The sequence below is a fragment of the Paraburkholderia sp. SIMBA_053 genome, assembly GCF_046534895.1.
Classification (GTDB): domain Bacteria; phylum Pseudomonadota; class Gammaproteobacteria; order Burkholderiales; family Burkholderiaceae; genus Paraburkholderia; species Paraburkholderia caledonica.
Genome location: NZ_JAWRXU010000001.1, coordinates 161,640 through 184,401 on the forward strand (window position 1 = coordinate 161,640; position 22,762 = coordinate 184,401).

24 protein-coding genes and 1 pseudogene are annotated in these 22,762 nt (G+C 60.9%); 12 read left to right on the plus strand and 13 right to left on the minus strand.

The window, feature by feature from the left end; genetic code table 11:
* The first annotated feature begins 126 nt into the window (after positions 1-126).
* Both SB753_RS00735 and SB753_RS00740 read left to right on the plus strand, forming a co-directional pair.
* Entirely contained in the window at positions 127-354 is a 228-nt protein-coding gene (locus SB753_RS00735) for a porin (protein WP_410799644.1), read from the plus strand.
* The gene (locus tag SB753_RS00740) at positions 279-1,289 is read left to right on the plus strand and encodes a porin (protein ID WP_410799586.1); all 1,011 of its coding nucleotides are present in this window, start codon (positions 279-281) and stop codon (positions 1,287-1,289) included. Before SB753_RS00735 ends, SB753_RS00740 begins: the two co-directional genes overlap by 76 nt.
* Positions 1,290-1,343: 54 nt before the next feature.
* On the opposite strand, the gene SB753_RS00745 is transcribed toward SB753_RS00740, so the two are convergent.
* A complete protein-coding gene (locus tag SB753_RS00745; protein ID WP_410798500.1) occupies positions 1,344-1,664 on the minus strand; it encodes a hypothetical protein in 321 nt (106 codons plus the stop codon).
* Positions 1,665-1,676: 12 nt separating this feature from the next.
* On the opposite strand from SB753_RS00745, the gene SB753_RS00750 reads away from it, so the two are divergent.
* Positions 1,677-2,036 carry a 5-carboxymethyl-2-hydroxymuconate Delta-isomerase gene (locus SB753_RS00750; protein WP_410798502.1) on the plus strand — a complete coding sequence of 120 codons (360 nt, stop codon included), beginning with the start codon at positions 1,677-1,679 and terminating at the stop codon, positions 2,034-2,036.
* Positions 2,037-2,076: 40 nt separating this feature from the next.
* Here SB753_RS00750 and SB753_RS00755 read toward each other — a convergent pair whose 3' ends face one another.
* Complete coding sequence (locus SB753_RS00755) at positions 2,077-2,883, minus strand: IclR family transcriptional regulator (RefSeq protein ID WP_020067605.1); 807 nt, start codon at positions 2,881-2,883, stop codon at positions 2,077-2,079.
* Between the two features lie 162 nt (positions 2,884-3,045).
* On the opposite strand from SB753_RS00755, the gene SB753_RS00760 reads away from it, so the two are divergent.
* The 4 genes from SB753_RS00760 to SB753_RS00775 all read left to right on the plus strand — a co-directional run bounded on the left by SB753_RS00760 (position 3,046) and on the right by SB753_RS00775 (position 6,608).
* Positions 3,046-3,816, plus strand: coding sequence for an ABC transporter substrate-binding protein (locus SB753_RS00760; protein ID WP_410798504.1), 771 nt, complete (start codon positions 3,046-3,048; stop codon positions 3,814-3,816).
* 82 nt (positions 3,817-3,898) lie between these two features.
* Positions 3,899-4,555: an amino acid ABC transporter permease gene (locus tag SB753_RS00765; protein ID WP_088176303.1), complete on the plus strand. Its 657-nt coding sequence runs from the start codon at positions 3,899-3,901 to the stop codon at positions 4,553-4,555.
* Complete coding sequence (locus SB753_RS00770) at positions 4,552-5,310, plus strand: amino acid ABC transporter ATP-binding protein (RefSeq protein WP_088176304.1); 759 nt, start codon at positions 4,552-4,554, stop codon at positions 5,308-5,310. Before SB753_RS00765 ends, SB753_RS00770 begins: the two co-directional genes overlap by 4 nt.
* A 2-nt stretch (positions 5,311-5,312) precedes the next feature.
* Positions 5,313-6,608, plus strand: coding sequence for an NAD(P)/FAD-dependent oxidoreductase (locus SB753_RS00775; protein WP_410798506.1), 1,296 nt, complete (start codon positions 5,313-5,315; stop codon positions 6,606-6,608).
* 204 nt (positions 6,609-6,812) lie between these two features.
* Here SB753_RS00775 and SB753_RS00780 read toward each other — a convergent pair whose 3' ends face one another.
* The 6 genes from SB753_RS00780 to SB753_RS00805 form a co-directional block, all read right to left on the minus strand.
* Complete coding sequence (locus tag SB753_RS00780) at positions 6,813-7,790, minus strand: aldo/keto reductase (protein WP_410798508.1); 978 nt, start codon at positions 7,788-7,790, stop codon at positions 6,813-6,815.
* 93 nt (positions 7,791-7,883) lie between these two features.
* On the minus strand, positions 7,884-8,675 hold the full coding sequence (locus SB753_RS00785) for an IclR family transcriptional regulator (RefSeq protein WP_088176307.1): 792 nt from the start codon (positions 8,673-8,675) through the stop codon (positions 7,884-7,886).
* Positions 8,676-8,705: 30 nt separating this feature from the next.
* A complete protein-coding gene (locus tag SB753_RS00790) occupies positions 8,706-9,521 on the minus strand; it encodes a sugar phosphate isomerase/epimerase family protein (protein WP_410798510.1) in 816 nt (271 codons plus the stop codon).
* A 45-nt stretch (positions 9,522-9,566) separates the two neighbouring features.
* Positions 9,567-10,433, minus strand: a complete 867-nt coding sequence (locus SB753_RS00795; protein WP_310066975.1) for an intradiol ring-cleavage dioxygenase — start codon at positions 10,431-10,433, stop codon at positions 9,567-9,569.
* 10 nt (positions 10,434-10,443) lie between these two features.
* Positions 10,444-11,529, minus strand: a complete 1,086-nt coding sequence (locus SB753_RS00800) for a maleylacetate reductase (protein WP_410798512.1) — start codon at positions 11,527-11,529, stop codon at positions 10,444-10,446.
* Positions 11,529-12,116, minus strand: a complete 588-nt coding sequence (locus tag SB753_RS00805; protein ID WP_410798514.1) for a nuclear transport factor 2 family protein — start codon at positions 12,114-12,116, stop codon at positions 11,529-11,531. The genes SB753_RS00800 and SB753_RS00805 overlap by 1 nt, the downstream gene beginning before the upstream one ends.
* Before the next feature lie 211 nt (positions 12,117-12,327).
* Here SB753_RS00805 and SB753_RS00810 point away from each other — a divergent pair, with 211 nt between their 5' ends.
* From SB753_RS00810 to SB753_RS00825, 4 genes and pseudogenes are all read left to right on the plus strand, one after another.
* Complete coding sequence (locus SB753_RS00810; protein ID WP_256971868.1) at positions 12,328-13,083, plus strand: SDR family NAD(P)-dependent oxidoreductase; 756 nt, start codon at positions 12,328-12,330, stop codon at positions 13,081-13,083.
* Positions 13,084-13,143: 60 nt separating this feature from the next.
* Positions 13,144-14,544, plus strand: a complete 1,401-nt coding sequence (locus tag SB753_RS00815) for an MFS transporter (RefSeq protein WP_410798515.1) — start codon at positions 13,144-13,146, stop codon at positions 14,542-14,544.
* A 543-nt stretch (positions 14,545-15,087) separates the two neighbouring features.
* Positions 15,088-15,317: pseudogene (locus SB753_RS00820) on the plus strand (HU family DNA-binding protein).
* A gap of 97 nt (positions 15,318-15,414) precedes the next feature.
* Positions 15,415-16,800, plus strand: coding sequence for an FAD-binding oxidoreductase (locus tag SB753_RS00825; RefSeq protein WP_410798517.1), 1,386 nt, complete (start codon positions 15,415-15,417; stop codon positions 16,798-16,800).
* Between the two features lie 127 nt (positions 16,801-16,927).
* Here SB753_RS00825 and SB753_RS00830 read toward each other — a convergent pair whose 3' ends face one another.
* The 3 genes from SB753_RS00830 to SB753_RS00840 all read right to left on the minus strand — a co-directional run bounded on the left by SB753_RS00830 (position 16,928) and on the right by SB753_RS00840 (position 19,348).
* Positions 16,928-17,764, minus strand: a complete 837-nt coding sequence (locus tag SB753_RS00830) for a c-type cytochrome (RefSeq protein ID WP_410798519.1) — start codon at positions 17,762-17,764, stop codon at positions 16,928-16,930.
* A gap of 240 nt (positions 17,765-18,004) precedes the next feature.
* Positions 18,005-18,691, minus strand: a complete 687-nt coding sequence (locus SB753_RS00835; protein ID WP_410798521.1) for an SGNH/GDSL hydrolase family protein — start codon at positions 18,689-18,691, stop codon at positions 18,005-18,007.
* 354 nt (positions 18,692-19,045) lie between these two features.
* Positions 19,046-19,348, minus strand: a complete 303-nt coding sequence (locus SB753_RS00840) for a putative quinol monooxygenase (RefSeq protein ID WP_020067623.1) — start codon at positions 19,346-19,348, stop codon at positions 19,046-19,048.
* Between the two features lie 116 nt (positions 19,349-19,464).
* Here SB753_RS00840 and SB753_RS00845 point away from each other — a divergent pair, with 116 nt between their 5' ends.
* Positions 19,465-19,593, plus strand: a complete 129-nt coding sequence (locus SB753_RS00845) for a hypothetical protein (protein WP_410798523.1) — start codon at positions 19,465-19,467, stop codon at positions 19,591-19,593.
* A 235-nt stretch (positions 19,594-19,828) separates the two neighbouring features.
* Here the strand turns inward: SB753_RS00845 and SB753_RS00850 are convergent, their stop codons facing one another.
* Together SB753_RS00850 and SB753_RS00855 are read right to left on the minus strand one after the other, a co-directional pair.
* Positions 19,829-21,217, minus strand: coding sequence for a class II fumarate hydratase (locus SB753_RS00850; protein WP_410798525.1), 1,389 nt, complete (start codon positions 21,215-21,217; stop codon positions 19,829-19,831).
* A gap of 146 nt (positions 21,218-21,363) precedes the next feature.
* On the minus strand, positions 21,364-22,752 hold the full coding sequence (locus SB753_RS00855; protein WP_408472906.1) for a cation:dicarboxylate symporter family transporter: 1,389 nt from the start codon (positions 22,750-22,752) through the stop codon (positions 21,364-21,366).
* Between the last annotated feature and the right edge of the window lie 10 nt (positions 22,753-22,762).

Consider the following 22,762-nt stretch of genomic DNA (forward strand, 5'->3'; position numbering starts at 1 on the left):
CCGTCAATACTGTATTTCACGCTGACATTATTTCCTCCAATTTAGTCTTGCACTGTCTTCGCAACTTTCCGGGCGCAAGAGGAGGCCGGAAAGTCGAATCAATCTTCTTACAGGGGCAATCAACCAATGAACCAAAAGACAAAAAGCGTGCTTTTCTCCCTTGCGGCTGCCAGCGTCGTCGCCGTGCCCACGTATGCGTCGGCGCAGAGCACCGTGACGCTCTACGGTGCGATCGACGAAGGCTTGCAATACACGAGCAACGTGAAAGGCAAGACAATATCGAAACAACGTCGGGTCAGGATTCCGGCGACCGCTGGGGTCTCAAGGGTACCGAAGATCTCGGCGGCGGCCTGAAGGCGGTGTTCCAGATCGAGAACGGCTTCAATCTGAATACCGGCGCGCTTGGAAACGGCGGGCGAATTTTCGGCCGTCAGGCATATGTCGGCGTTCAGTCGGACAGTCTCGGGACGGTCACGTTCGGCCGCCAATACGACCCGCTGGTCGATCTGCTTGGGCCGCTTACCGCGAACGGCAACTGGGCCGGTAGCCTGCTCTCGCACGTCTACGACAACGACAATACCGACAACTCGATCCGGGTGAGCAATGCGGTGAAGTTCGTCAGCAACAAATATGCGGGCTTCACGTTCGAAGGCATGTACGCGTTCAGTAACGCGGCTGGCGGCTTTGCGAACAATCGTCTTTATGGACTGGCCGGGCAGTACTCGAGCGGCGCCGTGACGGTGGCGGGCGCATACCTCCAGGTCAACGGCAACGCGACGACCAATGCCGGCGGCGCGGTTTCCGCGGCCGACACTAACTTCACCGCCACGCGCAACCAGATTTATGGCGGCGGCATCAACTACGCGTTGACGTCGGCGGCCACGGTTGGGTTTGTCTATACGCACACGAATCTGACCAATGCGACCGGCAGCGAGTACTTCGGCGATCTCGCCAACGCGGCCAATTCGCTGAGGTTCAATAACTTCGAAGTGAACGCGAAATATCAGTTCACGCCGGCGTTCTATGCGGGCCTGATGTACACGTACACGATGGCGCATTACGAGAGCAACGCGGGCCAGTCGCGGCCGCATTGGGGTAACTTTGGCGGAATGATCGACTACAACCTGACCAAGCGTACCGACGTCTACATGCAGGTCGCGTATCAGCGGGCATCGCATACGGACAGCTTCGCGGCGCCGCTCGGACAGGCGGTGCTGGTCGGCACGGACGCGCCGTCGTCGAGTCTCAATCAGACCGCCGTGCTCGTGTCGTTCCGGCATCTTTTCTGATCAGGACTGGTGTCGGACTTCAGGCGCCGAGGCGGGGCGGCGAACGGCATGACGTCAGGCGAGGCCAGTTCCGTGCCGTCGACGTACGACTATACGGCGCTTGTCGGCTTGCTTACGAGCTATGCGGTATTGATCGTCGGTAACGATACTATTTTCGATCGGCGGCGTAAGCGGACCGCCGATCGCCTCGTTTGCAATGACGGTCCTGACGCCCGCGGGCCTGTTCGTGTTCGATTGCCTCACCTCCATCGCGCTGGCGTTCGCGGCGATTCGAGTGCGCGCGGCCGCGGAGAGAGTGGGGTGATTGTTCTGCGTGCGGTCAAGCTCGTACCTTGAAAGCAAAACAATCTGTCTATCGGCCAGACGGTCGATCATTTTTAAACTGCCATGCCACAAGTCAGACTCGAATATTCTTCGAACCTCGACAGTCAGTTCAATCCTGAACAAACGCTTCTGCGGCTGAACGAAGCACTGATCGACTCAGGTCTGTTCAACGAGGTCGACATCAAAAGCCGCATTATTCGTTGCGAGCGCTTTCTGATCGGACGATCCACCGAAGACCACGCGTTCGTCCACTTGCAGATCATCATATTGTCGGGCCGCGATATAGCGACAAAAGCTGGCCTGTCCGCGCGGATGCTGACCGCGCTGCGAGACTGCTTCGAGCCGCTGGCGGGCGTGCAAACCCAGCTAGGCGTGCAGATACTCGATAACGAACGGGAGACCTATTCGAAGGAGTTTGTGTAGCCGCTCTCTGGACTGTTGCGATCGCGAGTCCCGATGACCGTTACTCCAGGGTCCGTATCGAATTGCTGATCCCTCTTGCGCAGTCGATAACGGCAGGTGCGAGTTTCTGTCGGGCGTCCTCAAACGTCCATCTGCTTGTGGGTGCAACGACATGCACGGCAGCCACGGGCCGTCCCTGACTGCCCACTACGGGCGCCGCGATCGACATGTCGCCGATGAACAGCTCCTCGCGGTTGGTCGCATAGCCTTGCTGACGAGCCTCGGCGAGCCTTTCGCCGAGCGCGGCGAGTTCCGTCACGGTGTTCGGCGTGAACGCCACCCGCTTCATCTGCTCGAGGCGCGCGAGCGCCTCGTCGGCCGGCAATGCGCTCAGAAACGCGCGCCCGCTGCCTGTGCAATACATGGGAATGCGGCTGCCGATGGGCATATGGATCGGCACGAACTTCGTCGACACGAAACGCGACACGTAGACCATCTCGTCGTCGTCAGGCTCGGTCAGGTTTGTCGTCTCGCCCGTGTTGTTCGTCAGTTCCGACAGGAAAGGATTCGCGACATCGATCAGCGTATCGGCGGCGAGATAGTTGAAGCCAATCTGCATCACGCGCGGCGTGAGCTGATAGCGGCGCGTCAACGGATGCTTGCGGATATAGCCGAGCTTTTCGAGTGTGTAGACCATTCGCTGCGCCGAACTCTTCGACATCGACGCCGCGTCCGCGACTTCAGCCAGCGTCATCGTGCGGCGCTTCGCGCTGAACGCGCGCAGCACGCTCAAACCCTTTTCCAGCGACTGGTTGAAGAGCAGGTCGGGGCCGTTCCTGGCACCGTCGTCTGCAGGCGAAATGTCCATTGCCGTCTCAACGTTGAACGAGATATCTCATCATAGCGTATCGAATATCGATACGCAAAAATCTGTTTGCGATTTTTTTGATTCGATTATTATGGTTTGGCGGTCACATAACGAAATCGCCAGTGCTCGTCGCTGACACGCTGGCCCTGTCTGGAGATATGCATGGTTACGTTCGCCAAACGCTTCACCCTGTTTTCAGCTGGTCTTGCCGCTTCTTTCGCGATTGCGCCGGGTGCAGCGCATGCCGCCGAACCGACCTACCGGATCGGCGCAACGGCCACGGGCGTGCCGTTCACGTTCCTCGACGTCAAGACGAACTCGATCCAGGGAATGATGGTCGACGCCATCTCCGCCGCCGGCCGCGAGTCCGGCTTCAAGGTCGATGTGCAGCAGAGCGTGTTCTCGGCGCTGATTCCGTCGCTGACCACGCAGAAGATCGACATCATTTCGGCCGCGATGCTGAAGACGCCGGCCCGCCAGCAGAGCGTCGATTTCTCCGACACCGTCTATTCGTACGGCGAAGGCCTCGTTGTAAAGGCGGACGACAAGGGCCATTACACGTCGATGGACGACTTCAAGGGCGAAGTGGTCGGCGCGCAGGTCGGCACCGCGTTCGTCGATGCGCTCAACAAGAAGGGGATCTTCAAGGAAGTGCGCACCTACGATTCCGTCGCGGACATCATGCGCGACGTCGCGCTCGGCCGCATCAAGGCAGGCTTCGCGGATCAGCCGATCGTGGCGTATCAGCTGCAGCAGGGTGCCAACACTCAGGTTCGGCTCGTGCCCGAGTATCAGTCGGCCGTGAAGGGGCAGGTGTGCTTCATCGTGCGTAAGGGCGACACCGCGACGCTCGAACAGCTCAACAGCGCGATCAGAAAGATGAAGGCCGACGGCACGCTGCAGCAGATTCTGCAGAAGTGGCACATGAGCTGAACGGCACGCCGTATCGCAGCGTTATAACCTGTCCGCGCTACATGAAGGCGCGGGCGATCTGCCAGGCGTATCAGGAGGCGCGATGTTTTTGCAGAACGCGATCGACTTTCTGCCAATCCTGCTGAAAGGCGCGGTCATCACCATCGAGATCACGGCTTGTGCGTTCGTGCTCAGTTCCGTCCTCGGCCTCGTGCTCGCGCTGATGAAGGTGTCGCGCAATCGTGCACTATCGACGTTCGGCAGCACCGTGATCAATCTGATCCGCGGACTGCCCATCATCGTCCAGCTGTTTTATATCTATTTCGTGTTGCCCGACATGGGCATACAACTGTCCGCGTTTCAGGCGGGTGTGATCGGCCTTGGCATCGCGTACTCGGCGTATCAGGCGGAGAACTTCCGCGCCGGCATCGAAGCGATCGATCACGGACAGATCGAAGCAGCCCACGCAATCGGCATGCGTGGCCCGTTGATCATGCGACGCGTGGTGTTGCCGCAGGCGTTCAGGATCGCGCTGCCGCCGTATGGCAATACGCTCGTGATGCTGCTGAAGGATTCGTCGGTGGCGTCGACGATCACCGTCGCGGAAATCACGCGTGCCGGTCAACTGATTGCATCGTCGACGTTCCAGAACATGACGGTCTACACGCTCGTCGCGCTGCTTTACCTCGCGCTCAGCCTGCCGCTGATGTTCGGCGTCAACCAGTTGGGCAAGCAACTCGCGCTGAGGAAAAGCCGATGATCGAGATCAATGCGATACACAAGCGCTTTTACAACCAGGAAGTGCTCAAGGGCGTGAGCCTGAGCGTGAAGGCGGGCGAAGTGGTGTGCCTGATCGGCCCGTCGGGCTCGGGCAAGTCGACGGTGCTGCGCTGTATCAACGGCTTCGAGACCTATGACGCGGGCTCGATCACGATCGACGGCGTGCGTGTCGATGCGAACGCGAAGAACATCCACGAGTTGCGCATGCGCGTGGGCATGGTGTTTCAGCGCTTCAATCTGTTTGCGCATCGGACCGCGCTCGAAAACGTGATGGAAGGGCCCGTGTACGTGCGACGCACGCCGGTTGCGCAGGCGCGCGAGCAAGCGCGCCAACTGCTCGACAAGGTCGGGCTCTCGCATCGGATGAATGCGTATCCGTCGGAGCTGTCGGGCGGTCAGCAGCAGCGCGTCGCGATTGCGCGTGCGCTTGCGATGGAGCCCGAGGCCTTGCTGTTCGACGAACCGACGTCGGCGCTCGATCCCGAACTCGTCGGCGAAGTGCTCAACGTGATGCGTTCGCTCGCGCGCGACGGCATGACGATGGTCGTCGTCACGCACGAGATGGCCTTTGCGCGCGAGGTCGCCGACCGCGTGTGTTTCCTGCATGGCGGCACGATCTGCGAGACCGGGCCTGCGCGCGATGTGCTGACCGAGCCACAGCATCCGCGCACACAGGAATTCCTTCGGCGCCTGCTTTCGTCCAGCGACGCTCACGCCACTGCCAACCCGAACTGAACATGATCGAAGTGAAAGAAGGAGCCGCGCTGCCCGACTCGTTGTGGGCCGCGACGGCGCAGCCTGCGCCGGACACGCCGCCGCTGCGCGAATCGGCGTCGTTCGATGTGGCGATTGTCGGCGCGGGTTTTACTGGTTTGTCGACGGCTTTGCATCTGGCCGAGCGCGGTGTGAAAGTGTGCGTGCTCGACGCGGCCGAGCCGGGTTGGGGCGCGTCGGGCCGCAACGGCGGGCAGGTGATTCCCGGGCTCAAATACGATCCTGACGAACTCGTGCAGCGCTTTGGCGAAACCGCGGGCAATCGTCTCGTCGAGGTGGTCGGCGGCGCCGCGGATAACGTTTTCGATTTGATCGACAGGTACGGCATCGAATGCTCGGCGGTGCGGAGCGGCTGGATTCAACCGGCGCCGTCGCGCGCGATGCTCGAAACCGTGACGCGGCGCGCGCGTCAATGGGAAACGCGCGGCGCGAAGGTCAGTCTGCTCGATGGCGCGGAGGTGTCGCGGCGGCTCGGCACGAAGAGCTACATCGGCGGATGGATCGATCATCGCGCGGGAAGTATTCAGCCGCTAAGCTATGTGCGCGGCCTTGCGCGCGCCGCGCAATCACTCGGCGTCGCTGTACACGGGCGAACGGCTGTGTCCCGCCTGGTGCGTAATGAGCGCGGCTGGCGCGTCGAGACGCAGGGTGGGGCCAGCGCCGAAGCGCAGCAGGTCTTGGTCGCCACCAACGGTTATACGGGCGCATTGTGGCCGGGTTTGCGGCAATCGGTGATCGCGGCGAACAGCTTTATCGTTGCGACGCGACCGCTGCCGACCGGTATCGGCGATGACATTCTGCGCGGCGGCGAAGTCGCGTCGGACTCGCGGCGTCTACTGCTGTACTTCCGGCGCGATGCAGCGGGGCGTTTGCTGATGGGCGGACGGGGACCGTTCTCCGAGCCGAGCGCCAACGGCGACTGGGCGCATCTGGAACGCGCGGTCGAACTGATGTATCCGCAACTGAAGGGGATCGGCTATGAATATCGATGGGCCGGGCGTGTAGCGATCACCGCGGATTTTCTGCCGCACGTGCATGAGCCGGCGCCCGGGCTGAGCATTGCGCTTGGCTACAACGGACGCGGTATCGCGATGGCCACGACGGTCGGCAAGCATCTGGCCGAGCGCATGTGCAGCGGATCGGCTGCAGCGTTCCCGTTTGCAGTGACGCCCGTCAGATCGATTCCGTTTCATGGCCTGCAGCGTTTTTACATCACGGCGGGTGTGGCGTGGTATCGGCTGATGGACGCTATTGCATAAGACCAGCCGCTGAATCACACATACATTCAGTGGCATGTTGGCACCTATGGTGCGGTCCCAGCAGCAGGATCCTCCAGTGAAACGAACCGAAAGGCCGGGAGTCCAGACACTCCTGGATGTTTAATTGACTACCACGGGTCATTTCAGCCTCCTTCAAATGTCTCTCTGGCGAAGTCCTTTGTGATTGCTTGCGCCAACACCTGCTTAATCGTGCTTTTCCCAGTCCTTCGTCTTGGTCAGGAATGCGTCCATTTCATACCAGAACTGATCGGGAAGGTTCCCAGAGAGTCGTGCGAATGACTCGTTGAATTCATCCGAAGTCTTTGCGCCGAAAACGATCGTGCTTACAGCCGGATGCCGCAGCGGAAAGAGCAGGGCAGCGGTAGCCAGCGGCACGTCGTGGCGCCGGCAAATGCATTCGAGTCCTTCCGTTTGCGATAGGACTTGCCGTGTCGCGGGGCGCATGTTGTAGAAGGCGTCTGGGCGCGAACCGGTCGCGAGAATGCCCGAGTTGAATGGCGACGCGGCGATCCACGCAATGCCTTTCTCGACGCAGTGCTCCAACAATGCGGTGCTGCGCGTGCGAAGCAACGAGTATTCTCCGGCGGGCATGACGACATCGACGTCGGCCATCTCGGCGAAGTCCAGACAGGCCTGCCAGTCCATGCTGGCGACACCTATCGCGCCGACCACTTTTTCGTCCTTGAGGCGCTGTAACGCGGGAAACGCACCTTCGACGGCCGTCTTGAGTTCTTCGCGATACGCCGCCTGGGCAAAGCCGGGATCGAGGTCGTGAATAAAAACCGCATCAAGACGATCGACCTTAAGTCGCGACAGACTGCGCTCGACCGATCGGAGCGTCGTATCGTATGTGTAATCCAGGTAGAAGTCGCTACCGCCTGGCAGCGAGCTTGCGCCAGGCTGGCTCAAGTACCTGCCGAGCTTCGTCGATACATAAAGCTCTTCTCGCGGATACGCTGCCAGCGCCGCACCAAGGCGTTGCTCGCTTTCACCGCCAAGATAAGCCGCTGAGGTATCGAAATATCGAACACCGCTCGCCCACGCTGCATGAATCATATTGAAGAACGCCTGCTCACCCGCGGCGTTCGCGAGGCTGCCAGCTCCGACTCCCACCCGAGGAAGCAGAACGGCTCCGTTCGGCTTTGCAATTCGTGCGTTCATTAAATTCGTTATCCTTGATAAATAGTTCAAAGAATCGCAAGCAATTCTGTGGCGGCCACGAGGACTTCGGCCGCCGAAAATGTGTCGGCGGACTTAGCTGGTATGTTCGTTTGCGGCGATGTAATCGCGCCGCACGCGTTCCGCGGCGGCCTGGAGAACAGCGACGGCTCGTGCGCCGACACGTTCCGAATAACGCACCGACGGAATCGCGACGTTCAGCGATCCGAGCGGAAATCCCGACGACGACAACACCGGCACGCCCACGCCGACGATGCCCGGCGTGTATTCGTCCATCGAATAGGCGGCTCCGGTCTGTCGGATCGTTTCAATCTGTGCGAGCAGCGCCTTCTTGGCCGTGATCGTGTTTGGTGTGATGGCTTGCATTTTCACGGTCTTGATGTACTCGCTGCGCATCTGATCCGGAAGAAACGCGAGAATCACCTTTCCACCCGACACTGCATAAAGCGGCGCAAGATCGCCGAGTCGCAGATGCGATACCAACCGTTGCGGGCTGGTCACCGTCGCAACGACTTCCACCTGATCGCCCTTGAGTTGATTGAGCGCGCACGACTCCAGCGTCTGCTGCGTGATCTCTGCCAGCACCGGTTGCGCGCAACTGACGAGCGAGCGGCTATGTGTGGACTGTTGAGAAAGCCGGATCAGCGCTTCGCCGAGGCGATAACCCTTGGTCACAGGGACGAATTCGACAAAGCCACGAGCCGTAAGATTCTTGAGCAGCTTGGTCAGCGAACTCTTCGGTATGTCCAGCGCTTCTGCGATTTCCGTGTGGGACATCTCGCGTCCCCATCTCGCGAGCAACTCGATCACGTCAAGCACGCGATCCGCCGACTTCACCACTCCATTCGTTTCGTCTTCCAACAGCATATCCGGCTCCAGTTTACGTATGGAAACATACTAGCACCAGGATACTGGACCAGCGAGGAACGTTCGCATATGCGCGTGGATGCGTCTCGCCCGCTCGTCGAAAGGCAGGCCACGCAGCGCGAGCGTCGGCGCCTCGACGGCGAGTGGAAGATCGGACCGCAGTTTCGACAGCAACTCGCGCAGCGGTAATTCGCCATCGCCAGGCAGCAGCCGGGACGTCCTCGCTTCCTGTCTCCGTGCTTCGAGAGACTGCGGTGCGGCGCCCGGTGCATCACAAATCTGGATGTATTCGATCAGCGCCGGGTCGATTGCGCCGATCCGCTCGCATGTCGCGCCCGAGCGGAAGAATTGCAATGCGTCAATGAGTATCCGCGCGTTTGCCTGTCCGCTGGCTTGCACGACCTCTAGTGCCTCGGCGGGCGTGCCCACCGCGCAGTACGTGATGGCCTCGAGTCCGACCGAAAGGCCGAAACCGTCTGCCGCCTCACAAAGACGGCCGAAGTTGTCCCGCAGGCGACCGCGTTCGGTGTCGTTTCCGACGCAGAGTACGTGCTGCGCGCGGAGCATATGACCCGCTTCGAGTGCAGGCAATAGTGACTCGACATCCGTCTGCGGACTCAGCCAGATGGCTTCGATATCCAGCAGCCTGACGCCGGTTGCGTCGAGGCGCGCGCGTAGCTCGCGGATTAGAGCGGGATTGTTCGCGACGTCCACGATCGTATCCGCAGCGGTAGGCGCGACCAGCCGCAAGCCGCAATATTCAAATCCCGCAGCGGCGGCTGCATCGACGAGTTGCAGCGGATGCGCATCAAGGATAGTCAGATGATGCAACGACAGTTCATGCATGGGAACGCGTCCATAACGTAAAAGATGGCTCGTGGCGCATAGAAATCAGTTTTGCGGCGGTAACACGAAATCATAGGCAAGCAGGGCACCCGGAACATCGACGCGATGTCCTGCCGGACTCAGCCCCGGTGCGAGCGGCACCAGCGGCTCGATCAGTGCGTCCTTTACGCCGAACACGACGTCCGAATCCAGGTAGACGTCGCCGCTCACGAACACGTGCGTAACGAGCGTCTCGAAGCCGGGTGCACTGACGCGAAAGTGCACGTGAGCCGGGCGGTAAGGATGGCGTCCCTGTGCATCGAGCATGCGGCCAACCGGGCCGTCGTTCGGAATCGGATAGGCCGCGGGCACAATCGAGCGATACCAGAACGCCCCGTCCGGATCGGTCAGGAAGCGCGCGCGCATGTGCAGCTCCGTTTTGCCTGCCGCCTTTTGCACGTCATAGAAGCCATGGCTGTCCGCGTGCCACGTCTCGACCAGGGCGCCCGCGATCGGCTTTCCGTTCAGATCGCGTACGGTGCCTTCCACCAGCAGAGGCTCGCCCGGCTCGCCATCTGCGATCGAAGCGCCGAGCGGAAGCTCAGCGGCTTCCTCGACATAGAACGGACCGAGCACAGTGGTTTGCGTCGCGTCGCCCGGATAGCGATGATTGATCGCGTCGACCAGCATCGATACACCGAGGGTGTCGGATAGCAGAATGAACTCCTGCCGGGTGTCGGTGCACATCTGCCCCGTCTGCGTGAGAAAGCGGATCGCAGCGGCCCATTCGTCCTCGGTGGGTTCTATCTCCTTCACGAACGCATGCAGATGACGAACGAGCGCATCGCTGATCTGGTGCACACGTTTGCTCGTGCTTCCCGCAAGACGCTCGATGACGGCTGCCGTGATGTTGTCTTCGTTGAAATTGCGCATGGCGTACTCCTCACAGCGAATCGGGTTGTGGTGCTGCGCCGCGCCATGCCCTTTCGAGCATCGCCCTGATCGACTCATAGTCCGGCGTGCGCGGGTTTGCATAAGTCTCCTGCAGCACCAGTTCGGCCGCACGACCGAGGTCTTCGTGCCGCATGCCGATTTCAGCAAGAGACTGGGGAACATGCAGCGTGGCCGCGAGCGCGTGCAGTCCAGTCCATGCATTATCGGCGTCAAGCGCGCGTGCAATGCGACGCATTGCATGCGGTACCGCGCCAGCCTGATAAGCAACGACGTGTGCAAGCATGACCGCATGCGTGTCGGCATGCGGCAGATCAAAGGTGCCACCGAGCACATGACAGACCTTGTGATGCAGTGCCATGCCGACAGAGCCGAGGCAGGTCCCGCACAACCACGCGCCGTATTGTGCGCGGCTGCGCGCATCGCGACTCGCGGGATTGGCGAGAATCTCGGGCAACGCGGCGGCGAGGGCCGCGATACCCTGTCCAGCCTGGATCGACGTGACCGGATTGGCGTCGACGGAATAGAGCGCTTCCACCGCGTGCGCTATCGCGTTGAGACCGCTGGTGGCCGACAAGCGCGCGGGCAGCGTCAGGGTGAGGTCGACATCGTAGATCACGACTTCCGGCAGCACGTCGAGCGTACGACGTGTACGTTTCTGGCCGTCCTGCGTCTCGCCGATGATCGGTGTGACTTCAGAGCCGGCGTAGGTGGTGGGCAGGACGATTTGCGGCAGGCCGGTGCGCAGTGCAAGCGCTTTCGCGAGGCCTATCGCCGAGCCGCCGCCCACGGCTATCAAGGAGTCGATGCCGCTCTCCTGCACGACCGCAAGTGCACGCGATGTCACATCCCATGGCGTGTGCATCGCGGCCTCGGGAAAGATATGAGCCGACGAAGCGGAGAACAACGACGCGATGGCGCCAGCCAAATCCTTCTGCTCCGGCGTGGAGGCGATCAACGGACGTGCGCAGCCCAGTTGCCGCGCCACTTCAGGCGTTTCCCGACGCCTGCCCGCGCCGAACAGCACGCGCGAAGGCAGCGCGTGGTAATCGAAGCGCACCGGTAGGACGTCCTCCATCACAGTGCTCCGCTTTGCAGATAATGGCGGCCGCGCGCATAGAGCGCTTCGACTTCCGTGCCCGTCAGCGTCGGCATATCGCGTTTGACCTCGTAGCCGATTCGGGTCTGCATATACGCGAGATGCCGGTAGCCAGCGGGAAACTCGGCCAGCAGCGCCGCATCGAGAATGGGACGGGCGTCCGGCCTGACCGGATCCAGACGATCTTTCTCGTAGATGGGCTGACGAAGCAGCAGCAGCCATCGGTCGTCGACCTTCTCGAAGAAGTCGTAGAAGCGGCCGGTACACACGACGTCGCATAACGTGCCTTCGACTTCTCCACGCTGCGAAATGGTCATCTTGGTCTGAGCGACGGCACGCGAGCCGTTCACTTCGATCGACGTGCCGCCCAGAAAATGCAGAATGCTCACGCCGTTCGCCCAACCGGCCTTCGTCACTTCAATAAACTCGCGGCCGCTTCCCTGAAACCACGTCGCCATCATGCGGCCGTCCGGATGCCAGAGCGTCGCGAAACGCTCCCAGTCACCCGCATCTCGCCATACCGCCCAGTTTTCGATCGTCTCACGAATCGTCAATCGTTCAATCATCGCCTGTTCCATCTATCGGTCCTCCATGTTCATGTATAGAAATTAGTTTCTATGGTGGTACTCATGACGCTGCGTGGTCAAGCGGTTTTTGTCGCGAACCGGGACATTCCCTGGTTTGTTCCCGTATGTGAATGAACGGCGGCATCACCGTTGACGAGTCGAAATCTCGTTTCTAGTATGGGAACCAGGTTATATGGAGGAACAGACGAACATGGAAATGCAACCGCTAAAGCAACGAAGATTCGAGGCACGCACGGCGATCGTGACGGGCGCCGCGCGCGGCATCGGGCGCGGCATCGCACAGCGTCTCGCAGAGGAAGGCTGCCGGATCGCCTGCTGGGATAACGATGTTTCATCGCTCGAATCAGGCGACGGCTCGTTCGCCGCGCTTGTCCAGGATGTCGATCTTGCAGACGCGCGTGCCGTCGAGGCGGCGTTCGCCGCCACGCTCGAGTCGTTCGGTCATGTCGACATAGTCGTAAACAACGCCGGCATTAACGGACCGGTCGTTCCGATCGAAGACTATCCGGTCGACGCATGGAACCGCGTCCTCGCGGTAGATCTGAATAGCGTGTTCCACACCTGCCGCCTCGCCGTGCCGCACATGCGCGCACGCGGCGCGGGACGCATCGTCAACGTGGCGTCGATCGTAGGCAAGGAAGGGCATCCGAACATTTGCGCTTATTCCGCAGCGAAGGCGGGTGTCATAGGTCTGACGAAATCGATCGCGCGCGAGCTGGCCGGGACGGGCGTCACGGTCAATGGCATCGCGCCTGCGATCACCGAAACTGATCTTTTCCGGGAGATGACGGAGGAGCACATCGAGGCCAGCAAAGCGCGTATTCCGATGGGGCGGTTTTTGACCGTTCCGGAAATCGCCGCGATGGTGGCGTGGATCGCAAGCGACGAATGCAGTTTCACGACGGGCTTTACCTTCGACCTGTCAGGCGGCCGCGCGACATATTGAGCGCGCAACGCTACGCGAGTTCTGTTCGCGAGCATCGACAAGACACACGCAGGAGACGAAATGGCATCTACGCATCTGCAGGGCAGCAATCAGGCACGAACCGCCACCGCGAGCGCGTGGATCGGCTCTGCGCTGGAGTACTACGACTACTTCATCTACGCGCAAGCCGCCGCACTGGTTTTTCCGCAACTTTTCTTTCCTTCCCAGGACGGTCGCGTTGCGATCGCTGCGTCGCTTGCGACCTATGGCGTCGGCTATCTCGCACGACCAGTCGGCGCATTTGTGCTCGGCCGTCGCGGTGATACGCATGGCCGCAAGAATCTGCTTCTCACCTGCATGTTCATGATGGGGTTGTCGACGCTCGCCGTCGGTCTTCTGCCGACATTTGCGCAAGTGGGCTTCGCAGCGCCGATCCTGCTTGTGATCTTGCGCCTCATCCAGGGCTTCGCGGTCGCCGGGGAGATATCGGGTTCGAGTTCGCTCGTGCTCGAGCATGCGCCGCTCGGCCGTCGCGGCTATTTTGCAAGTTATGCGATGCAGGGCGTGACCGCCGGCCAGGTGTTCGCTGCGGCCATCTTCATGCCGCTCGCTTACTATCTGCCCGAGAAGCAGTTCCTGGCGTGGGGTTGGCGCGTACCGTTCCTACTGAGCGTGCTCGTGCTGGTGGCCGGTTATGTAATCCGGCGGAAAGTGTCTGAGACGCCGGCTTTCGTCGATGAAGCGCAACATCGGCAGATTCCCGCGTCGCCCGTCAAGGAAGCGTTACGCGATGGCTGGCGGGATATCGTCCGCATCGCGGCAATCGCATTGATTGCGATCATCCTGGCGGTGACTTCGATCTTTGGCGCGGCGTATGCGGTGCAGCCCGCTTACGGTATCGGTCTTTCAAAAGGCTTCTTTCTCTGGATTCCGCTGCTCGCCAATCTGACTGCGATGTTCTTCATTCCCTTCGCAGGCAGTCTGTCAGATCGATGGGGACGCCGGCCACTCATCATATTCGGTGCGCTTGCCTCAGGCTTGCTGTCTTATGCGTATCTCTATGCGATCAGTCTGCACAATGCCATGCTGGCGATCGTCATCGCAATTGTGATGTGGGGCGTGGTGTATCAATGCTTCAACGCGGTCTATCCGAGCTTCATGCCCGAACTGTTCCCGACGCGTATCCGGGTTACCGCCATGGCGATCGGCCAGAACATCGGCACGGCCATAACCGCCATCCTGCCGGCGTTCATCGCAGCCGCCGTGCCGCCCGGCACCCAGCACATTCCGTTAATCGTGGGGACGATCACGCTGACCGTCTGCGGCATCGGCGCGCTAGGCGCATGGACGGCGCGCGAAACTTATCGGCTGCCCGTCAACGCGCTCGGGCAACGAGATGCATCGCCGATCAGTCAGGAGGAATACGACAGCCTGCGTACGGACACTCGCAGGAAGAAAACCGCGTCCAATGTTCCTGTTTGACGGCGCTCTCCGTGTGCCGCGGTTCGCGTCAGCCGACGGGCGGCTTTGATTTGAGGACAGGCGGTTAAGGTCGGCGAAGTCGGCCACGTCCGCTACGGCGTCCTACTGGTTCGGTCCACTCGCTCGAAATTAGCGAATGGCGCTTCTTGCTTCGGAAGCTGTCTTGCCCGGTCGCTACGCGCAATGACAGCTTCGCGTCCGATTTCAGTCAATTGGTTTTGGACACGGGCTCATCGTTGAACTCAGGAGACGCAAAAATAGACGAGCGCACCGCCGTTTCCTCGTGCCTATCAAAATAAGTATTGTTATGAAAGCATGGTCAGGGAGGGGGAGAAAGCCGTCACGAATGCGCGTGCTAACGCTCCGGTCCTGTGATTGCGGCGTTGCGTAGCCCCCGGAACCAACTGACGCAACGGTCACCCCGATGAAGGGGATGTGGATCAACGTAGCGCAACCGGCGCGGCTTCCGGAGTCCACCAATTGCGCGCACGCCCGCGGATCGGGTAGGGTGTCAACTTAACTTCATGCCCTTGCAGGCAAACAATGGACATGCAGGAATTGATCGATGCGGTCGCCGCGAAGACGGGCTCCACGGAGGCACAGACTGCCGGAACACTGGATGCGCTGATCGGCATCGTCACGACGACAGTGACGAAGGACGGTACTGCGCAATGAACGGATTCGGCTCGTTTTCAACGGGTCAACGTGCCGCCAGGACTGGACGCAATCCCGCCACCGGCGCGGCGATACAGATCAAGCGAGCGCGCTCATGACGGGCTCGGACCTGGTGATAGACGGCGGGCTACTCCGTCTGGTGAACGCTCGTGAGCGCATGCTATCGGAAACATACATCTGGAATGGAAAGCTGACATGTCGAAATCGACAGTAATCGATGCGCTGCTCGCCGAGCTCGGCGCGGATCTCGTGCAGTTGCCGGCCGAGTTCGGCAGCCGGAAACTACATGACTGGAGTGGGTTGCCCGGCGCGGTGCCGACTGCCCTGATCCGGCCGCGCAGTACGGAAGACGTCGCCAGGGCGTTGCGCGTGTGCCATGCGTTCTCTCAGCCCGTCGTGACGCAGGGCGGCCTGACCGGTCTTGTCGGCGGAGCGAACGCGCTCGGCGGCGAGGTGGCGCTGAGCCTCGAGCGGATGAACCGGATTGTCGAAGTGGATCGCACCTCGGCGACGATGACGGTCGAGGCGGGCGTGCCTCTGCAGGTCGTTCAGGAGGCGGCGCTCGATGCGGGCTTCTATTTTCCGCTCGACCTCGGCGCGCGTGGCAGCTGCACCATCGGCGGCAACCTCGCGACCAATGCGGGCGGCAATCGTGTGATCAAGTACGGCATGATGCGCGACCAGGTGCTCGGTATCGAAGCCGTGCTCGCCAACGGCGAAGTGACGAGCGGCATGCACAAGATGATCAAGAACAATAGCGGCTACGATCTGCGGCATCTACTGATCGGCAGCGAGGGCACGCTCGCGGTGATCACGCGGGCAGTGCTGCGCCTGCGTCCACGGCCGACAGCCGTCGCCACCGCATGGTGCGCATTGCCCGACTACGACGCAGTAACGAAACTGCTGGCCTGCTCTCAGGCGCAACTGTCCGCTGGCGTGTCCGCTTTCGAGGTGATGTGGGCGGGCTATTACGACGCGGTGCTGGCGAATCTCCCGTTACGCGCGCCGCTGGACAAACACTATCCTTACTACGTGCTGCTCGAAAGTGTGGGCAGCGATCCCGAGCGGCATGCCGACGCATTCGAGGCGTTTCTCGGCGACATGCTCGAAGCGGGCGTGGTCAGCGATGCGGCGCTTGCGCAGTCCGAAGCGGATGCGCAGGCTTTCTGGACGATTCGCGATGCGCCCGGCGAGTATCCGAAGTTTATTCCGCACCACTGCGCGTATGACGTGAGCTTCTCAATCAGTGACGTCGGCCAGGTGGCCGCGCATTGCGAGCAACGTCTGCAGGAACGGTGGCCTGATGCGCTAGTCATGATCTATGGGCACCTTGGCGACGGCAACCTCCATATTGTTGTCGATATCCCCGGTTCAGAAGGGCGATTGCACGAAGAGATCGACCGTGTGATCTACGACGTAACGCGCGAATTTCACGGCTCGGTGTCCGCCGAGCACGGCATCGGCGTCAAGAAGAAGGCTTACCTCGGCCATACGCGCAGCGACGTGGAGATTACTGCAATGCGGCTCATTAAGACGGCGCTGGATCCGCGCTCGATCCTAAATCCCGGAAAGATCTTCTAATGATGCGCGAGCTCTTTCGACTCGACCCTCGCAACAATCCTCGTGATGCAGCGAAATGCCCGGCAACATCATGTCCATGCAGGTGAAGTACTACTCCGCACCGCGCCCAAACCTAAACTCGTATGCCTTACTCGCCAACCTTCCGCTGCGCCATATACGCAAGGTAAGCGACGATCAGATCGATCTCGCGATCGCTCAGCTGGTCCCGCGGGAAAGCGGGCATCGTGCGGCCGGGCCAGTCTCGGACCGATGCAGGATTGCGAATATAGCGGCGCAGTGCGGCGGGCTGGAAGTACTCGACTGGATTCATCGGCACGTTGAGGTCGGGGCCAGTGTCCGCGCTCCCCGCGTGATTGAGCCGATGACAGGCGAGACACTGAGTGATGAACAGACCTTGGCCCGCGCGAACCGGATCGGTTGCCGGTAGCGCTGAATCGACGGCGAGCACCGGCCAACGCGTGGATGGGGACGGTTGGGTAGCGAGTTTCGCGATCTGATAAGGCCACTGCTCGCTGCGCACGGACGCCGCTTCCCTGCCGACCCAGACCAGGTAGAACGGTCCCGCACTGACCGCTTTGCCCGGCAGGTTCGGCCATGGCTTCACCGGGTCCTCGACCGCGAGCCATGCGACGGCTGTCGCTGGATCGCGGTTACTCACAAGATCCATCGGTAATTGTGCGGCGAAGCCGTCGGTTGCACGTGCCTCGAGCACGCTGTCCGCAGGTAACCTGGTACTGTCGAGCAGGTCGGCCAGCGGCACTGCGCGGTAGGTCGTCGACGTACCGTAGGCGACATCTCGCGGAACATGAATCTCCGCGGCATCGGGGCGCGCCAGCAATGCCGCACCGCTAAACGACCGAGTACTGCCGCCTATCGTAAGTTCGATCATGGGTTGCGCGGCTGCACAATGCCTGATGACGCCAAGCGTCAGTAGCAATACCGCAAACCACACGCGTTTCGACATTTGTTCTCCGTACATTGTTGCCGCCGGCGACGTCGGCAGCGAAAATCGCCGACGCCATCAGTTCATTCGGCACCGGTGAGCGGATTATGTCAGCTGCGGCGAAGCGTCGGTAGCGCGCGCTTGCCTCGCCGGACACCGTTTCCACGCGATCATTCGCTGCGCGACGCGATAGCCCAGACGCGATCGGACAGAATGCGGGAGAACTCGACGATGCTGTCGGTGAGTCATCATGCTCCCGGCTCAGTGACCCAGACCGCGGCTGGCGATCTGCTGCTCCACGTACTGGGCGAACAGCGTGTGCAGATGCGTCGTCGGATGAAGGTCGTCGGCGAACATGTATATCTGGTCCGCGTTGGCGGTCACATAGGTTGGCGGCGAGCACAGCAATGCCGTGGCATGGGGCGTTTTCGTAGGGTCGCAGGCGACGCTGGTGTTCGACACGGCGAAGCCATTGGCCTTGAAGTTCGCGACGATCTGGTTCATCCAGCTGTAAGAATCGATCTGGATGACCTTGCCTTGCAGGCCATTGCTTTGCAAGGCCGCGTTCAGGCTACCGTTGAAGAGTTGCGACAACTGGGCAAGGTTGGCCCCACCGTCGGCCGAGGCAAGCCCTTTGGGCGACAGACCGATGTTTGGAACATTGACCACCACGATATGCGTGGCGCCGTTCTGTGCAATCTGCGCTACAACCTCAGCCAAAGTAGTCGCCGCCGTCTCCACGGTCTGCGCAGCGGCCGGCAGCGCCCCGGCGCGAAGCACATCGTTCGCGCCGGCCCAGACGAGCACCAGTTGATTGGTGTTAAAGCTCCGGTGAGCGGCCAGATAGCGCGACACCTGCTGAGTGACGGGCATCTCGACGTTGCCGATCACTTCCGTTAGAAAGTCGGACTGGTTTGCCGGCGTTGCCACCGTGGCACCAGCAAGCATCGAATGGAAGACGCGACCGCGCTGCGATGTCGTAGACCGAAGTAATGTCGTCACTGTGCCGTGTCCATGCGACGCCAGTCGCCATCCCCAGAAAGCCGCCGACGTCGATAATCGCGGCCGAGAGCCATCGGGCGCGACAATCAGGTCGTCGACGCGGCCGATCTTTTCGTTCTTTTCGTTGTACCGGCAAATCAGACGAGCGCGCCCCGCGGGATATCGACATTCACGTTCTTGAGGTTGTGTTCCGGCGCGCATCGTACGCGCACGAAGCCGCGCAGGCTTTATGCAGTTTTTCGACGGGCAGGGTGTTCATGCGTTGCGACACGAGGAAGTCAGCACCCGAACCCGACGCGGCTACGACGGCAGCTTCGCCGCAAGTACATCGATGTTCATGATTTCCGGCGGTTTGGCAAAGAGATCCGGCGCCTTCGCCATCAGCGCCTCGGCTACTTTGCCCGAGAGGTGCGCGCGGCGGCCGGCGTCGTCGGGGAACGCATCGAAGATGCCGTACACCGACGGCGCGATTTTCAGCCCGAACCACGCGATGGTCGCGGGTTCCTGCTCGACGAGCGGCAGTCCGCCCATCAAGAAGCTTTCGACTTCCTGTTCCTTGCCCGGCTTTGCTTCGAGCCGGACGAACAACGCTGTCTTGACCATGCCTGCCTCCTTGTTGATGCCGTTTGCGGGTAACGACGGGAACCCCCTATGATCTTTTCGCGCATGTACGGCGCGTGCCCAAACCGTCGCCCATGGCCTATTGATCGGAAGCACCGTTGTACCAGCATATAGCAAAGAGCCTCGTGACTGGCGGTCTCATTTCGAACATGCTGGTCGGCTTCACCGTATTGATCAGCATCATCAACCCGCTCGGGGCCGCGTTCGTGTTTCTCGACCGCTTGTAAGGGCTTGCGGGCGACGGGCTGCGTTTGATGCAGCCACGTCGCGCCTCGCGCTGAGGCGGAAATCGATCGTCTTTCTGGACTGATGGCGAGTGGCCGTTGTAATTCTCGAAGCCGCCGTCAAGGCCACTCGAAGTCCAAGGTCCGCGGTGGGTCGATTTGAGGCGTTCGAGGACGGCCGCGTACAAACGCGTATAAACGCGTACAAACGCGACCGTCCTCGAACGCCCCGTGTATGCTATTCACCATTCGCCAGCCGCGCGGGATCGACGATCCTGTCGTACCGGTTCGCGTCGATGAGGTCGAGCGACAGCGCCGCAGCCCGCGGCGTAATGCCTTCGCGCAACGCGAGCGCAGTGATCCGCGCGACGGCATCATAGCCAAGCACCGGATTGAGCGCTGTCACCGACAACAGTGCGTTCTCCACGTTCGTTGCAAGTTGCGTCGTGTCGACCTGAAGACCCTTTACGACGCGTTCGTCGAAGTTTCGACATGCATCGGTCAGGACGCGTATCGACTGCAGGACGTTGTAGATGAGCACCGGCTTCGCGACGTTCAACTCGAACAGACCGGACCCCCCCGCAAGCGTCACCGTCTGGTGATTGCCCATCGCCTGGAAGCACGCCTGCACCAGCACTTCGGCGATCGTCGGATTGCGCTTTCCCGGCATGATCGAGGAAGTGAGGCCGTCATCGGGGACAATCAGTTCGCCGAGCCCGCAGCGCGGTCCCGAACCAAGCAGTCGAATGTCATTGGCAAGCTTCAAAAGCGATGTCGCAATCGTATTGAGTACGCCCGAGACATCGACCAACGCATCGTGCGACGCCATGCCCTCCAGCTTGTGTGGATGCGTTCGAAAGGGCAGGCCTGTGCTGGCAGCGAGTTCCGCGCAGAAGCGCTCCGGGAACTGCGCCGGTGCATTCAGTCCTGTGCCTGCGGCCGTGCCGCCCTGGGCAAGCACCATGAGCTGTGGCAGCGCTGCGTCGATGCGCGAAATCGCCGCTTCCATCTGATGAGCGTACGCTGCGAAAGTGCGGCCCATCGTCGTCGGCACGGCATCCATGAGATGGGTGCGCGCGATTTTCACCACATCGGCGAATGCGCGTGCGCGTTCGTCAAGCGACGCCTGCATCGATACGAGCGCAGGTCGGAGACGCCCGGTCAGTTCGAGCGCGGCGCTGACATGCATGACGGTCGGAAAGCTGTCGTTGGATGACTGTGACGCATTGACGTGATCGTTCGGATGGACCGGCGACTTTGTCCCCAACGGCTGGCCGAGCAGTTCATTGGCGCGGTTGGCGATGACCTCGTTCGCGTTCATGTTGGTTTGTGTCCCTGAGCCGGTCTGCCAGATGCTCAGCGGAAAGTGATCGTCCCATTTCCCGTCACTCAGTTCCGTGGCGGCTGCCTCGATTGCATCGGCGAGATGCGGATCAATGACGCCGCACTCGCGGTTAGCGCGTGCAGCCGCACGTTTCTGCAAACCGAACGAGTGAGTCAGCGCGGCGGGAAAGCGCTCTTCTGCCGCGCCGAACACGTCCAGCGCACGCTGAGTTTGCGCGCCCCAATAGCGATGCGCGGGAATATCCACGGGTCCGAACGCATCCGATTCAGTGCGCGTATTCATGGTGGGCGTTTCCAGGTCGAATATGAACGGGCGGAGCCCATCACGCGTCAACGAGCGGCTCCGCATTCGAAAGCGGAAAGCGGCTGGATCAAACTGATGCCAGCCGCCTTCGTCATGCGTCGATGCCAGTGTTCGATTAACGCAGGTTATCGAAGCGTGGCCGGACGAGGGTTCACCTGATTGAGGTTTTCGGGCGAAAGTTCGCCGTCGGTCACGCGCTCATCCGCTTCCGCGACTTCAGGAAAAAGCTCGGGATAGAGATGACGCTTCGCGACTTTCGCGTCTAATGTGCCCGACCAGCGCGCGACCACCACGGTAGCAAGGCTGTTGCCGATCGTGTTGCACGTGGCGATTGCCATCGACATGAAGCGGTACACGCCGAAAATGACAGCCAGTCCTTCCACGGGAAGAATGCCCGTGGACGTGACCGTCGCCGCGAACACGACGAACGATCCGCCTGAAACAGTCGCCGCGCCTTTCGACGTCAGCAGCATGAGCAGCAGGATGCCGATCTGATGTTCGATCGTAATGGGTACGTTGTACGCGTGAGCAATGAACATGACGCCCATCGACATGAAGATCGACGTGCCGTCCAGGTTGAATGCATAACCCGTCGGCAGGACGAGGCCCACCGTCTGTTTCGTGCAGCCGAGGCGTTCGAGCTTGATGAGCAGGCGTGGCAACGCGCTTTCCGACGATGCCGTGCCGAGCACGATCAGGATTTCATCCTTGATGTAGCGCATGAAGCGCCACATGCTGAAGCCCGCGAGCTTCGCGATGACGCCCATCACGACGACGATGAACAGAACGATGACCGCATAAAAACTCAGCACGAGTTGCGCGAGCGCGACCAGCACGGCCGTGCCGTTGCTGCCGACCGCGAACGCTACTGCGCCGAAGGTGCCGAGCGGCGCGAGCTTCATCACCAGATTGATGAACGAGAACAGCACCTGCGAAATAAGATCGAGCCCTTCGTTGATGTGCACGCGGCGGCTTTCGGGAATCGCCAGAATACCGATCCCGACCATCACGGCCAGCACCACGACCTGAAGTAATTCACCCTTCGCGAACGCGCCGATGAAGTTGTCGGGCACCAGATGCATCACGAACTCGGTGAAGCCTTGCGGCGCGGCCTTTGCCGCGATGACAGGCGCCGTGCCAGGTGTGACGGCCGTCATGCCTTTGCCTGTCTGCAGCAGGTTGCCCGCCAGCAGTCCGACGGCCAGTGCGATGGTCGACACGACCTCGAAGTAGACAATCGAGCGCCAGCCGACGCGCCCCGCGCTCTTTACGTCGCCCGCCGATGCGATGCCATGCACGATAGTGAGAAACACGAGCGGTGCAACGCCTGCCTTGATCAGCGCGAGAAAAATATCGCCGAGGATCTTCAGCTGCGCGCCGAACTTCGGAAAGATCAGGCCAACAGCAATACCAAGCACGAGTGAGATCAGCACTTGCATCCCAAGCTTGCGATACCACGGCCGCTTTGCCGGTGGCGTGACTGACCCGTTACCTGATGTGTTGTCGTTCGTCATGGTGTAGCTC